The sequence below is a fragment of the Bradyrhizobium sp. Arg816 genome (genome assembly GCF_029989365.1).
GTDB lineage: Bacteria > Pseudomonadota > Alphaproteobacteria > Rhizobiales > Xanthobacteraceae > Bradyrhizobium.
The window spans coordinates 198,950-211,895 of the sequence record NZ_JAPRAQ010000001.1 but is presented as its reverse complement, the minus strand read 5'-3'; the positions used below and the strand labels follow the sequence as shown (position 1 = coordinate 211,895).

The following is a 12,946-nucleotide window of genomic DNA, read 5'->3' as shown; positions in this document are numbered from 1 at the left end:
CAGCGGGCCCTATGACGGGGTTGCGAAGAACATCACCCGCAGGAAGTGCGTGTACTCGGATTCGAGCACCATGATTGTCACAAACACCATGACCGCGATTGGTGGCAGCAGGATCGCATAGGCGAGGGCCAGCCGCTCCCAGGCCATGTGCATGAAGACGGCGACGATCAGGCCGGCCTTCAGCACCATGAACACCAGGATCAGCGACCACCTGAGGTAGCCGTGCAGGCCAAAGTAGTCGACGAGGTAGGAGCACGTGCTGAGGACGAACAGCCAGCCCCAGACCACGAGGTAGAGCTTGATCGGGTGCTGTTGCCCCTTGGCGTGCACGGCTGCTGTTGCGACTGCGCCGTGCGCCGGAGCGTGGAGCTGGCCTTCCATGTGTACCGCCGCGTTTGTCATGCGTCGACCTCACCAAAGATAGAACAATGCAAAGATGAACACCCACACGAGATCGACGAAGTGCCAGTACAGGCCCGTGATCTCGACGATCTCGTAATAGCCCTTGCGGCTTGTGAAGAAGCCGCGCCTCTCGACGTCGAAGTCTCCACGCCAGACCTTTCGCGCGATCGCGATCAGGAAGATCACGCCGATCGTCACGTGGGTGCCGTGGAAACCCGTGATCATGAAAAAGCTTGAGCCAAACTGCGCCGCGCCCCATGGATTGCCCCAGGGGCGAACGCCCTCCATGATCAGCTTGGTCCATTCGAACGCCTGCATTCCGACGAATGTTGCGCCGAAGGCCGCCGTGACCAGCATCAGGATTGCGGTTCTGACGCGATCCTTGCGGTAGCCGAAATTGACGGCCATCGCCATTGTTCCGCTGCTGCTGATCAGGACGAAGGTCATGATGGCGATCAGGATCAGGGGGATGTGGTGGCCCCCGATATTGAGGGCGAAGACTTCGCTGGGATTCGGCCACGGCACGGTCGTCGACATGCGTGCCGTCATGTAGGAGAGCAGGAAGCAACTGAAGATGAAGGTGTCGCTGAGGAGGAAGATCCACATCATGGCCTTGCCCCAGGACACGTTCTTGAAGGCGCGCTGATCGGACGCCCAGTCGGCGGCGATGCCGCGCCAGCCTTCAAGCCGCGCAGGCGATTGGCCCGAATGTGTCAGCACGGTTTCAGCCATCTGGTCTCGCCTCCCTAGCTCAGCAATTGACGGCAGATGTTGACGAAATCGTCGGTCCAGCCCGTGAGAAGACCGAGCAGCACAAGCCAGACCAGCAGCAGGAAGTGCCAGTAGATGGCGCACAGCTCCACGCTCAAGCGCATCTCGGCGATCTCGGCGCCGCGCCACACCTTGGCCGAGGTTCGCCCGAGGGCCACCAGGCCGCCCGTCAGATGCAGCCCGTGGACCGCGGTCAACAGGTAGAAGAAGGAATTGGCCGGATTGGACGCCACGAAATATCCGGCAGCCCCGAGCCGTTGCCAGGCCAGGAGCTGTCCGGCGAGGAAGATCACGGCAGATGCTCCGCCGACGAGCAGACCGATCTTGACGCTCTCGGTATCGTGTCGCCCGGCAGCCACGTACGACCATTGCAGCGCGACACTGCTCAGGACCAGGACGCCCGTGTTGACCCACAGCAGCCGCGGTACCGGTACCGGGCGCCAGTCCACCACGCTCATGCGCATCGAGTAGGCGCTGATGAAGAGGACGAATAATGCGCTCGCGACGGCGAGAAACACGCCAAGCCCGACCTTCGCTGCGGGCCAGGTCATGCTATCGCCACCGGGGAAGTCACCGACCGAGCCTTCCTCCAGCCAGGGCTTGGCCATCAGCCGCTGCTGCGACAGCCACCATCCGGCGATCACCGCAAGCACAGCCAGGAACAGGATGATGGCGCTCACGAAGCAGCTCCCTGAACGAGCTGCGTCGCGCGCGGCGGCTGGTTCTGCGGAATGAAGTCCTCCGCGGCGCCGGGCACACTGTAGTCATAGGCCCAGCGGTAGACGACCGGGAGCTCCTTGCCCCAGTTGCCGTGCCCCGGGGGCGTCTCCGGCGTCTGCCACTCCAGCGTCGTCGCCCGCCACGGATTGCCGCCTGAGGCCTCACCCTTGAACAGGCTCCAGGCAAGATTGAACAGGAACACCATCTGGCTGAAGCCGACGGTCAAGGCCACCACGGAGATGAAGGCATTCAGCGAATGGGCCGAGGACGGAATGAACGACGTGTCGCCAAGTTCGAAATACCGGCGCGGAACCCCGAGCAGTCCCAGATAGTGCATGGGGAAGAAGATCAGGTAGGCGCCGAGGAAGGTGACCCAGAAGTGAAACTTGCCCAGGAGGTCGTTCAGCATCCGTCCCGTGACCTTGGGGTACCAATGATAGATCGCGCCGAGCACGACCATGATCGGTGCCACGCCCATCACCATGTGGAAATGCGCGACCACGAACATGGTATCCGAGAGGGGCACGTCCACGACGACGTTGCCGAGGAAGAGGCCGGTGAGCCCGCCATTCACGAAGGTGATGATGAAGCCGAGGGCGAACAGCATCGGCACCCTGAGATGAATGTCGCCGCGCCACAGGGTCAGCACCCAGTTATAGACCTTGATCGCGGTGGGGATGGCGATGATGAGCGTCGTGGTGGCGAAGAAGTACCCGAATTGCGGGAACATACCGCTCACATACATGTGGTGCGCCCACACGACGAAGCTGAGCGCACCAATCCCCACGATCGCCCAGACCATCATGCGATAACCGAAGATGTTCTTGCGCGCATGCGTGCTGATCAGATCGGAGACGATGCCGAAGGCGGGCAGGGCGACGATGTAGACCTCGGGGTGGCCGAAGAACCAGAACAGGTGCTGGAACAGCAGCGGGCTGCCGCCGCCATATTTCGACAGCTGTCCCATCTCGACGAGGGAGGGCATGAAGAAGCTGGTTCCCAGGAGACGGTCGAGCAGCAGCATGACCGAGGCAACGAAGAGTGCAGGGAATGCCAGCAACGCCATGACGGTCGCCGTGAAAATGCCCCACACCGTCAGGGGCAGGCGCATCAACGTCATGCCGCGGGTGCGCGCCTGCAGCACCGTGACCACGTAGTTGAGCCCGCCCATGGTGAAACCGATGATGAACAGGATCAGGGATGACATCATGAGAATGATGCCCCAATCCTGCCCGGGCGTTCCGGAGAGGATGGCTTGCGGCGGGTATAGCGTCCAGCCGGCGCCGGTGGGGCCGCCGGGCACGAAGAATGTCGAGGCCAGCACCAGGACTGCGAGCAGGTAGACCCAGTAGCTCAGCATGTTCACGTAAGGGAAGACCATGTCCCGGGCGCCGACCATCAGCGGGATCAGGTAGTTGCCGAAGCCGCCGAGGAACAATGCGGTGAGCAGATAGATCACCATGATCATGCCGTGCATGGTGATGAACTGGAGGTACTGGTTGGCATCGATGAAAGAGAAGGTGCCGGGGAATCCCAGTTGCAGTCGCATCAGCCACGACAGCACAAGGGCCACCAGCCCGATGGCCGAAGCCGTCAGCGAATACTGAATGGCGATCACCTTGGCGTCCTGCGAGAAGACATACCGCGTCCACCAGCTCCTTGGATGATAGAGCTCGACTTCAGGTACTTCGGCAGGCGGGATGCCTGCGATCCCATCATATGGAATATCGACCATCGAAACCTCCTCGGTCGTTTCCATCGGGGGTGGGGCGTTGGCCTCGTGCACCCGATCCATCTTCGCAGCGGCAGCTTGCTACTTGCCACCGGATTGGTACGTCGCCTTCACGACCGCTCTTGCCGGCGACAATTCGGCAAACGTCTTTTGTTGCTCCAGCCAGGCGTGATATTCACGCTCTTCGTCGACGATGACCTTGGCCCGCATCTGATAATGAGCAGCGCCACAAAGCTCCGCACATAGAACGTCGAACGTTCCGGTTCGGATCGGCGTTATCCAGAAATAGGTCACCATGCCAGGGACCATGTCCATCTTGGCGCGGAATTCGGGCACGTAGAAATCGTGCAGGACATCAACCGAGCGGAGCAGAACCTTGACCGGCTTTCCCATCTGAAGGTGCAGGTCGCCGTTCTCGATCACCACGTCGTCCTGCGCGTGTGGGTCGTCACGATTGAGTCCCATCGGATTGTCGGAAGCGATGTTGCGGACGTCGGATGTGCCCAACCGCCCATCCTTGCCCGGAAGGCGGAAGCTCCATTGCCATTGCTGGCCCATGACCTCGACCTCGGTAGCATCCGCAGGCACCGTCACGAACTGGTGCCAGACCACGAGGCCAGGCGCCAGCATGGCCGCGACTCCGACGCCGGTCCCGACGCTCAGCCACCATTCGAGCTTTTTGTTTTCCGGATTGTAGTCAGCCCGTCTTCCCTCTTTGTGGTGAAAGCGAAAGACGCAATAGGCCATGAAGGCGATGACCGCGACGAAAACGAAGCCCGTGATCCAGAACGTGATGTTGATGGTGTGGTCGATATAGGCCCAGTTCGTGGCGATCGGCGTCCACCACCACGGGCTGTAGAGGTGAAACAGCACCGAGCCGATCGCGACCAGAAGCAGTATCAGAGCGACAGCCATCCTGATCCATCCTTGCCATCGAAGGCTACGGATACGAATCCAGGGCGGAGCTCATGTCTGTCGCGATGGCGGACTTTCTCTACGCGGACATCTATGCTGACATATGCGCCATCGCGGCGCCTCTTGCCTCGCCCATTCAACCGGTCGCGATGTTCAAGAGGAAGACCGCGACCGCTGGGGGCGTCCAGACTTTTAAAATGATCCCCCGCGAACCCGGCGTCAATAGCATGTCAACACGCTTAGGCGGCGTGGGCGATCGATGTTGCCGTGCGAGCTGGCGAGCGTCGGTCTCATTCTCGATGTGATGCATCGCACAAAATATGCAACGCACAATTCACCCAGCCGGGAGCGCTGGTCATTCCAGATCGCGCGCGCTAAGCTCGGGGCGCAGGTCGCGACGGGTTTCGTCCGGCTAAGCTCCTTCCTCGTTGAGCCTGGAACTGCCGTACTCGGCTCGATCGCGTCTCCCGCACATAAGGGCGGATACGCGCGGCCGGAAAGCGCGCCGTTTGCCGCCGCGACTTTCAGCAGAGGAGGGTGTGTCCATGGCCACTCTTTATTCCGACAACATCGTAAAGCGGCACCTGTTCGGCGAAGCGGCCTCCTATCCCATTCGCAAGATCGGCTGGTCCGACCTGACAGAGGCGCTGCGCCTGGGTTGGGAGGATTTCCAGGCGATGCCGAGCCACGCGATCGTCGTGTGCGTGATTTATCCCGTCCTCGGTCTCGTCCTGTTCAGGATGGTTCTCGGCTATTCGGTGCTGCCGCTGCTGTTTCCGCTGGCTGCCGGCTTTGCCTTGATCGGCCCTTTTGCCGCGATCGGTCTATATGAACTCAGCCGGCGTCGCGAGCGCGGCGAGGAGGTCGATGCGTGGGATGCGATCAAGGTGCTGCGCGCACCGTCGTTCGGCGCCATGGTCGAGCTCGGCGTACTCCTGCTGGTCCTGTTCGGGGCCTGGATCGGTGTCGCGAACGCGATCTATGTCACGATCTTCGGTCACGCGGCGGCCGCAAGCATTCCCGACTTCGCAACGCGGGTGCTGACGACACCGGAAGGCTGGTCGCTCATCATCGTCGGTTGCGGTTGTGGCTTCCTGTTTGCGGTTGTGGCCTTGTGCGTCAGCGTCGTGTCGTTTCCGTTGATGCTTGACCGGCACGCGACTGCGATCGACGCGATCCGCACGTCGCTCCGAGCGGTGGCGGCGAATCCGGTTGCGATGGCCGGATGGGGCGTCATCGTCGCGGCACTGCTCGTGATCGGCTCGTTGCCGTTCTTCGTCGGTCTCGCTGTCGTCCTGCCGGTGCTCGGTCACGCCACCTGGCACCTCTATCGGCGGGTGGTCGAGCCGAATCCGAATCCTCCGGACGAGCCGCCGCCGCCTCCGAAGGGAAAGCGCTACGCAGCGGACTTTCCGGCCAATCTCTTCCCGTGGAGCCGCGAGGGTAAGCAGTAACAGTGAAACGGCCGCGCCTGGCGGCCGCCTTCGCGGGGCATGACGGGTCAGGGCCTACTTCTGCTGCTGCGGCAGGAACGTCGGGCCGACTGAGCGGATCGGCTTGTTCTCCGACGACGGGGTGGCCGTGCCGGTCTCCGCAGGCGGCGTCGCAGCCGGTGCGCCGGCCGTCGTCGGCGCGGGAGCCGCGCCCTTCTTGGCAGTCGCAGGCGTGCCCTTGTTGAGCCGCTGCTGCTGCATCTTCTTGGCGCTCTCCTCGGTGACGATGATGTCACCCTGCTGCTCGGCCGCCGCCTTGTCGTCGGCGGATTTCAGCGCGTCGGCCCAGGTCTGGCCTGCGGCCTTGCAGGAGCAGGACGGGTTGAACTCGCCGCGGAATTTGAACGCAGTCGGCAGCGCCGTGTAGGGCTGGCCGCTGGTGGAGACCGCGGAGTTCATGTCTTCGCCGGGATTGCGATGGGTGTAGAGCACGGCTTCCGCGGCCGGGCACAGCGCCTTGCAGGTCTTCTCGTCGTCGGGGATGCGCGCCGGCACGGTGGCAAACGAGACAGGGAAATACGCGCCGTCGCAGGTGCGCACGCACACGGTGCGGTAGGTGCCGGATTGCGGCCCGAGATCGGAGGGCGGCACGCCTTGCGGATTGTTGGGATTGTTGGGGTTGTTGCCGCCGAACAGATTGCTCAGGAAGTTGCCGCCGCCCTGCGATTGCGCGGCGTTGGCATATTGCGGGCCGCAATTGTTCTGCGCCAGTGCCGCCAGCACCGAGCGGCGCTGGTTGTCGCGCTCCGGGCTGAAGCCGCCGGGGCCGCCGCCGCGCAGGCGTTCGAGATTGCCGGTGATCTGGTCCAGATTGGCGCGCATCTGCTGGATCTGGGTGTTGACCGGGCCGCATTGCGCCGACTGGCCGTTGAACAGCGAGAAGAAGCCGGAGGAATCGCAGCCCATGCGCTTGGCCTGCATGGTGACGCGGTCGAGCTCGGCCTGCTGCTTGGCCTGGGAATCCTGATAGCGGCGGATCTGGTCTTCGCGCGCGGGGTCGCCACCGCCGCCGCCACGATCGAGCGCGGCGAGCTGGCCTTCCAGCCGCACGCACATCGGATTTGGTCCGAGCCCGTTCTGGCCGGGCTGCGGCGGCGGGCCGGGCGGGCCGGCTTGCGCGAAAGCACCGTTGGCGAGCACGACCGTGCTCAGAAGCACGGTGCAGGCAAGGATGGAGCGAGCACGGGAGAGAGGCAAAAATTCAGGCATATCCGCCATTCTAGCGAGGTCACGGCCCCAAGTGACTTCCAATGCGATTTTGGGGGCCGACGCGCGCCCTCCAATAGCCGCTTCCTGCGGCATCGTCACGTCGTTTCAGGGGCCGAAAACTGGTCCTAAGGTCCGCCAGCTCCGAGGGAATTCAGCGCTGGCAGGTGATTGCTACATATTCGTCGCAATGGCCATGGGAGCAGTTTGCGCCAGTTTTGAGGACAGAGCCGGTAATTTCGTCGGGATCGACCCGGCGGTAGGCCGAGGCCTGGGCAAAATCGCGTGACTGGCAATAGGTGCGCGCGACCTGTGCGCCGCATTTCTCGCCCTTGGCGAGGCACTGGTCCACACCGTAGCCGTCCGCCTGATTGGCGATGATGAAGACGCGGGTCTCGGCGAACGCGCTGGATGCCGCGATGATGGAGGCACAAGAGACGAGCGCGAGCAGGGATCGCATGGGTGCACCGGGGGCTGTAGGGAACCGCCGGGTTCCAAGTAAACTCAAAAGGTTAAGGATGATGAACCATCAAGGCGGGCGGCCGCGCTTTGCGGAGATAAAACGGCGTTTTCGCGGCTCTCTTGACGCAAGGGCCCCTCGTGGCCCATATGTTCCCGCATGAACGGTCTCCTCGCCATTTGTGGCATTTGCCGCGAGATTACGAGCTAGCGATTCGCTGGCTGGAGCCGTCTTTTCTCAAAAAGCATTGAGAGCACTGGACGCCCGGCCAACAGCCGACGGGTATCCATATGGAATTGCGCCTTTACGATACGCTGAGCCGGGACAAGCGCACCTTCGTGCCGCTCGATGCGAAGAACGTCCGCATGTATGTCTGCGGACCGACCGTCTACGACTTCGCCCATATCGGCAATGCGCGGCCGGTGATCGTGTTCGACGTGCTGTTTCGGTTGCTGCGCCATCTCTATGGCGAGGCGCACGTGACGTATGTCCGCAACATCACCGACGTCGACGACAAGATCAACGACCGCGCCGCGCGCGATTTTCCGGGGCTCCCGCTGAACGAGGCGATCCGCAAGGTCACCGAGCAGACCGGAAAGCAGTTTCACGCCGACGTCGATGCGCTTGGTGCACTCCGGCCGACCGTCGAGCCGCGCGCGACCGAGCATATCGGCGAGATGCGCGAGATCATCGAAAGGCTCGTCAAGGGTGGCTTTGCCTATGCTGCCGAGGACCATGTGCTGTTCTCGCCGCAGGCGATGAACGCGGCCAATTCCGGCCTGCCGCGCTATGGCGCGCTGTCCAATCGCTCGCTGGACGAGATGATCGCCGGCGCCCGCGTCGACGTCGCGCCCTACAAGAAGGACAACACCGACTTTGTACTGTGGAAGCCGTCCAAGCCGGGTGAGCCGTCATGGCCGTCGCCGGCCGGGATCACCGCGCAGGGACGCCCGGGCTGGCACATCGAGTGCTCGGCCATGGCCTGGAAGCATCTCGGCGAATATTTCGACATCCATGGCGGCGGCATCGATCTCGTGTTTCCGCATCACGAGAACGAGGTGGCACAGACCTGCTGCGCCTTCCATCAAGAGCGCATGGCGAATTACTGGATGCACAACGGCTTCCTCCAGGTCGAGAGCGAGAAGATGTCGAAGTCGCTCGGCAACTTCGTCACCATCCACGAGCTGCTCGCGGACTGGCCGGGGGAGGTGCTGCGCCTGAACATGCTGAAGACGCATTACCGTTCGCCGATCGACTGGACCCTGAAGTCGCTGGAGGAGAGCGCCAGGACGCTCGACGACTGGTATCGGGTCGCGGCCGACGCCGAGCCCGGCCAGCCGGCCGCGTCCGTGGTCGAGCCGCTGCTCGACGACCTCAACACGCCGCTGGCGATCGCGGCGCTGCATGGCCTGCGTGGCAGCGACGTGAGCGCGCTGGCGGGCTCGTTGCGCCTGCTCGGCTTCCTCTCCGAAAGCGCTGCGCAGTGGGAAGGGCGCAAGCAGCAGGCCAGCGGGGTCGATGCCAAGGAAGTCGAACGCCTGATCTCGGAGCGGACGGCCGCCCGTAGCCGCAAGGACTTCAAAGAGTCCGACCGAATTCGCGATCTGCTTGCCGCGATGGGCGTTGCGATCAAGGACTCCAAGGACGGGACGACCTGGGAGGTCGCGCGATGAAGCGGCCCGACACGCCTTTTCCGCGGCACTGGCTCTATTACATCGCGCTGAAGATACTGCTGCTCGCGGCGGCCGTGGCGCTGGCCCTGAAACTCTATGGGATGTGGTGAAGACGATGGGACAGACTTTGCCAAAACCCGGATTGCGGCCGTTCCTGCCTGATGACGTTCCGGTTCTCGCCGCGATCTTCACGGCAAGCATCGAGGAGCTGACCGGCGAAGACTACAACGAGGCGCAGCAGCAGGCCTGGATGGAGGCGGCGGAAACCGAAGAGTTCGGCAAGCGGCTCGCGGCCGATCTCACGCTGGTCGCCACGCTGGAGGGCTCGCCCGTCGGCTTCGCCTCGCTGCGCGGGGCCGATCACATCCATATGCTCTATGTGCATCCCGCCGTGACCGGTCAGGGCATCGCGGCCATGCTGGTGGACGCGCTGGAGAAGCTCGCCGGCGGTCGCGGCGCGACCAGCCTGTCGGTCGATGCCAGCGACACCGCGCAAAACTTCTTCGCCAAGCGCGGCTATGTCGCCATGCAGCGCAACAGCATCACCATCAACGACGAGTGGCTCGCCAACACCACGATGAAAAAGACGCTCGGAGGCGCGCAATGAGCAAGGAGCGTCTCTATCTGTTCGACACCACGCTGCGCGACGGGGCGCAGACCAACGGCGTCGACTTCACCCTGACCGACAAGCAGGTCATCGCGGCGATGCTCGACGATCTCGGCATCGACTATGTCGAGGGCGGCTATCCCGGCGCCAATCCGACCGACACCGAGTTCTTCGGCACCAAGCCGAAGTTTTCGCATGCGCGCTTCACCGCCTTCGGCATGACGCGCCGGGCAGGCCGCTCGGTCTCCAACGATCCCGGTGTGGCCGGGCTCCTCGAAGCGAAGGCCGACGCGATCTGCTTCGTGGCGAAGTCCTCCGCCTATCAGGTGCGCGTCGCGCTGGAGACGACGAAGGAAGAAAATCTGGCGTCGATCCGCGACAGCGTCGCGGCGGCGAAGGCCGCGGGCCGCGAGGTCATGCTCGACTGCGAGCACTTCTTCGACGGCTACAAGGAGGATTCAACCTTCGCGCTCGCCTGCGCCAAGGCCGCCTATGAGGCCGGCGCGCGCTGGGTGGTGCTGTGCGACACCAATGGCGGCACCATGCCGAACGAGATCGAGGCCATCGTCACCGAGGTGACGAAGCACATCCCGGGCGACCATGTCGGCATCCACGCCCATAACGACACCGAGCAGGCCGTGGCCAATTCGCTGGCCGCGGTGCGGGCCGGCGCGCGGCAGATCCAGGGCACGCTGAATGGTCTCGGCGAGCGCTGCGGCAACGCCAATCTGTGCTCGCTGATCCCGACGCTGAAGCTCAAGAAGGAGTTTTCCGACGCCTTCGAGATCGGCGTCACGCCCGAAAAGCTCGCAACTCTCGTCAAGGTCTCGCGCACCCTCGACGACATGCTCAACCGCGTGCCGAACCGGCATGCGGCCTATGTCGGCGAGAGCGCCTTTGTCACCAAGACCGGCATTCATGCCTCCGCCGTGCTGAAGGACCCGCAGACGTACGAGCATGTGCTGCCGGAATTGGTCGGCAATCATCGCAAGGTGCTGGTGTCAGACCAGGCCGGGCGCTCCAACGTCATTGCCGAGCTCGACCGTGCCGGCATTGCCTACGAGAAGAGCGATCCCAAGCTGACGCGGCTGGTTGAGGAATTGAAGGAGCGTGAGGCGGCGGGCTACGCCTATGAATCCGCCAACGCCTCGTTCGATCTGCTGGCGCGGCGCACGCTCGGCAAGGTGCCGCATTATTTCGAGGTCGAGCAGTTCGACGTCAATGTCGAGCAGCGCTATAATTCGCACGGCGAGCGCGTCACCGTCGCGCTTGCAGTGGTCAAGGTCGACGTTGCCGGCGAGCGTTTGATCTCGGCCGCCGAAGGCAACGGCCCCGTCAACGCGCTCGACGTCGCGCTGCGCAAGGATCTCGGCAAGTACCAGAAGTACATCGAGGGCCTGACACTGATCGACTACCGCGTCCGTATCCTCAACGGCGGCACCGGCGCGGTCACGCGCGTGCTGATCGAGAGCGAGGACGAGAACGGCGATCGCTGGACCACGGTCGGCGTGTCCCCGAACATCATCGACGCCTCGTTCCAGGCACTGATGGACTCGGTGATCTACAAGCTGGTGAAGTCGGGGGCGCCGGCGTAGTCCCAGGTATTGCTGTCATACCCCGCGACCCGGCTACGCCAAGGCTTCGCCGGGGTTGAGGTCCAGGGGCGCCGAAGCTCTAGCGTAGGCGGCAAGCGGGGTATCCAGTACGCCGCGGCCCATCGGTTCAATCACTCCGTCTCGGAGTACTGGATCGCCCGGTCAAGCCGGGCGATGACAGCGGAGAGTAAGGAGAGGCCGGCAACGATGGGTGGGGACAGAACATGATCGACCACATCTCCGTCGGGGTCAGCGATCTCGATCGCTCCGCAAAATTCTACGAGATCACGCTCGCCGCGCTCGGCCTCACGCGCCTCGTCGTGCGGCCGCTGACGATCGGCTTCGGCAAGGCCTATCCCGAGTTCTGGATCAATCTGCGCGAGGAAATGCTGCCCGTGGCACCGGAGAGCGGCGTGCACATCTGCCTGCGGGCAAAGACGACGGCCGAGGTCGATGCGTTTCACGTCGCGGCGCTGTCCGCCGGCGGTGCGTCCGACGGCGCGCCGGGCCTCCGCCCGCATGACCGCGTGCGCTACTACGCGGCCTTCGTGACCGATCCCGATGGCAACCGGATCGAGGCGGTGACGTTTCCGGCGGAGTAAGGCGCTAGAGCTTGCGCGCCACTTCCGGAGCGAGCTGCGTTTCAGATTCGGCGATCTGTGCCGCCGCCGCCTTCAGCTTCGGCAGAATATCCTCGACGCGATCGGCCTTGAGGATGTCGACCGAAAGGCCGGCGCGGATGAACTCGGTCTGGCGCATGTGCGACAGCAGCGAGAACAGCGGCTCCCAGAAATTGTCGAAGTTGGCGAGCAGCACCGGCTTGGCGTGACGGCCGAGCTGTTTCCAGGTCAGCTGCTCCACCAGCTCCTCCAGCGTGCCGACGCCGCCCGGCAATGCCACGAAGGCGTCGGAGCGCTCGAACATCAACCGCTTGCGTTCGTGCATGTCGGGGGTGACGATCATCTCCTGCACGCGGGTCAGCGCATTCTCCCGCTTGCGGAGGAATTCGGGAATGATGCCGGTGACGGTGCCGCCGTGATCGAGCACGGAGGTTGCGACCGAGCCCATCAGGCCGAGCGAGCCGCCGCCATAGACCAGGCGGATGTTGCTCTCGGCGAGGGCCTTGCCGAACGCCTTGGCGCCTTCGGTGAAGCTGGGATTGGTTCCTGGGCCGGAGCCGCAATAGACACAGACAGTTTTGATCGTGCTCATTGGTGCCATGATGCATTGCAGCGAAGGGGCGTCAAGCCCAATCGGTGATTCGGATCCCCCGGAAATCTACCGGTAAATGGCGACAAACAATCAAAGATTCGCCATCTGGCGGGGTGCGCTGGCATCGGGAAAGCTTTATATGACGGGCGAAAATCGCAAA

General features: G+C 63.4%; 13 protein-coding genes. 5 read left to right on the top strand and 8 right to left on the bottom strand.

Annotated elements, in window-relative coordinates; all coding sequences use genetic code 11:
* Positions 1–9: 9 nt before the first annotated feature.
* The 5 genes from OWC48_RS00990 to OWC48_RS00970 form a co-directional block, all read right to left on the bottom strand.
* The gene (locus OWC48_RS00990; protein ID WP_282518245.1) at positions 10–402 is read right to left on the bottom strand and encodes a cytochrome C oxidase subunit IV family protein; all 393 of its coding nucleotides are present in this window, start codon (positions 400–402) and stop codon (positions 10–12) included.
* A 9-nt stretch (positions 403–411) separates the two neighbouring features.
* On the bottom strand, positions 412–1,134 hold the full coding sequence (locus OWC48_RS00985) for a heme-copper oxidase subunit III family protein (RefSeq protein WP_282518244.1): 723 nt from the start codon (positions 1,132–1,134) through the stop codon (positions 412–414).
* A 14-nt stretch (positions 1,135–1,148) separates the two neighbouring features.
* Complete coding sequence (locus tag OWC48_RS00980; protein WP_282518243.1) at positions 1,149–1,853, bottom strand: cytochrome c oxidase subunit 3; 705 nt, start codon at positions 1,851–1,853, stop codon at positions 1,149–1,151.
* Positions 1,850–3,628 carry a cbb3-type cytochrome c oxidase subunit I gene (locus tag OWC48_RS00975; RefSeq protein ID WP_282518242.1) on the bottom strand — a complete coding sequence of 593 codons (1,779 nt, stop codon included), beginning with the start codon at positions 3,626–3,628 and terminating at the stop codon, positions 1,850–1,852. The genes OWC48_RS00980 and OWC48_RS00975 overlap by 4 nt, the downstream gene beginning before the upstream one ends.
* Before the next feature lie 78 nt (positions 3,629–3,706).
* Positions 3,707–4,540: a cytochrome c oxidase subunit II gene (locus OWC48_RS00970; protein ID WP_282518241.1), complete on the bottom strand. Its 834-nt coding sequence runs from the start codon at positions 4,538–4,540 to the stop codon at positions 3,707–3,709.
* Between the two features lie 545 nt (positions 4,541–5,085).
* Here OWC48_RS00970 and OWC48_RS00965 point away from each other — a divergent pair.
* Entirely contained in the window at positions 5,086–5,994 is a 909-nt protein-coding gene (locus OWC48_RS00965; protein ID WP_282518240.1) for a DUF2189 domain-containing protein, read from the top strand.
* A 54-nt stretch (positions 5,995–6,048) separates the two neighbouring features.
* Here OWC48_RS00965 and OWC48_RS00960 read toward each other — a convergent pair whose 3' ends face one another.
* Positions 6,049–7,251 carry a DUF2865 domain-containing protein gene (locus OWC48_RS00960; RefSeq protein ID WP_282518239.1) on the bottom strand — a complete coding sequence of 401 codons (1,203 nt, stop codon included), beginning with the start codon at positions 7,249–7,251 and terminating at the stop codon, positions 6,049–6,051.
* Between the two features lie 142 nt (positions 7,252–7,393).
* Positions 7,394–7,699 (bottom strand): hypothetical protein, encoded by a 306-nt coding sequence (locus tag OWC48_RS00955; protein ID WP_282518238.1) that lies wholly within the window; start codon positions 7,697–7,699, stop codon positions 7,394–7,396.
* A 290-nt stretch (positions 7,700–7,989) separates the two neighbouring features.
* Here OWC48_RS00955 and cysS point away from each other — a divergent pair, with 290 nt between their 5' ends.
* From cysS to OWC48_RS00935, 4 genes are all read left to right on the top strand, one after another.
* Entirely contained in the window at positions 7,990–9,372 is a 1,383-nt protein-coding gene (gene cysS, locus OWC48_RS00950; RefSeq protein ID WP_282518237.1) for a cysteine--tRNA ligase, read from the top strand.
* Between the two features lie 115 nt (positions 9,373–9,487).
* Entirely contained in the window at positions 9,488–9,979 is a 492-nt protein-coding gene (locus tag OWC48_RS00945) for a GNAT family N-acetyltransferase (RefSeq protein ID WP_282518236.1), read from the top strand.
* A complete protein-coding gene (gene cimA, locus OWC48_RS00940; protein ID WP_282518235.1) occupies positions 9,976–11,574 on the top strand; it encodes a citramalate synthase in 1,599 nt (532 codons plus the stop codon). The genes OWC48_RS00945 and cimA overlap by 4 nt, the downstream gene beginning before the upstream one ends.
* Positions 11,575–11,798: 224 nt before the next feature.
* Entirely contained in the window at positions 11,799–12,176 is a 378-nt protein-coding gene (locus tag OWC48_RS00935; RefSeq protein ID WP_282518234.1) for a VOC family protein, read from the top strand.
* A gap of 4 nt (positions 12,177–12,180) precedes the next feature.
* Here OWC48_RS00935 and OWC48_RS00930 read toward each other — a convergent pair whose 3' ends face one another.
* Complete coding sequence (locus OWC48_RS00930) at positions 12,181–12,786, bottom strand: TIGR00730 family Rossman fold protein (protein ID WP_248882691.1); 606 nt, start codon at positions 12,784–12,786, stop codon at positions 12,181–12,183.
* Positions 12,787–12,946: the final 160 nt, after the last annotated feature.

What these genes read in the sequence shown, in the direction of transcription:
- OWC48_RS00990 (WP_282518245.1), bottom strand. Translation starts at nt 402, where the DNA reads ATGACAAACGCGGCGGTACACATGGAAGGCCAGCTCCACGCTCCGGCG.
- OWC48_RS00985 (WP_282518244.1), bottom strand. Translation starts at nt 1,134, where the DNA reads ATGGCTGAAACCGTGCTGACACATTCGGGCCAATCGCCTGCGCGGCTT.
- OWC48_RS00975 (WP_282518242.1), bottom strand. Translation starts at nt 3,628, where the DNA reads ATGGTCGATATTCCATATGATGGGATCGCAGGCATCCCGCCTGCCGAA.
- OWC48_RS00970 (WP_282518241.1), bottom strand. Translation starts at nt 4,540, where the DNA reads ATGGCTGTCGCTCTGATACTGCTTCTGGTCGCGATCGGCTCGGTGCTG.
- OWC48_RS00965 (WP_282518240.1), top strand. Translation starts at nt 5,086, where the DNA reads ATGGCCACTCTTTATTCCGACAACATCGTAAAGCGGCACCTGTTCGGC.
- OWC48_RS00960 (WP_282518239.1), bottom strand. Translation starts at nt 7,251, where the DNA reads ATGGCGGATATGCCTGAATTTTTGCCTCTCTCCCGTGCTCGCTCCATC.
- OWC48_RS00955 (WP_282518238.1), bottom strand. Translation starts at nt 7,699, where the DNA reads ATGCGATCCCTGCTCGCGCTCGTCTCTTGTGCCTCCATCATCGCGGCA.
- cysS (WP_282518237.1), top strand. Translation starts at nt 7,990, where the DNA reads ATGGAATTGCGCCTTTACGATACGCTGAGCCGGGACAAGCGCACCTTC.
- OWC48_RS00945 (WP_282518236.1), top strand. Translation starts at nt 9,488, where the DNA reads ATGGGACAGACTTTGCCAAAACCCGGATTGCGGCCGTTCCTGCCTGAT.
- cimA (WP_282518235.1), top strand. Translation starts at nt 9,976, where the DNA reads ATGAGCAAGGAGCGTCTCTATCTGTTCGACACCACGCTGCGCGACGGG.
- OWC48_RS00935 (WP_282518234.1), top strand. Translation starts at nt 11,799, where the DNA reads ATGATCGACCACATCTCCGTCGGGGTCAGCGATCTCGATCGCTCCGCA.
- OWC48_RS00930 (WP_248882691.1), bottom strand. Translation starts at nt 12,786, where the DNA reads ATGAGCACGATCAAAACTGTCTGTGTCTATTGCGGCTCCGGCCCAGGA.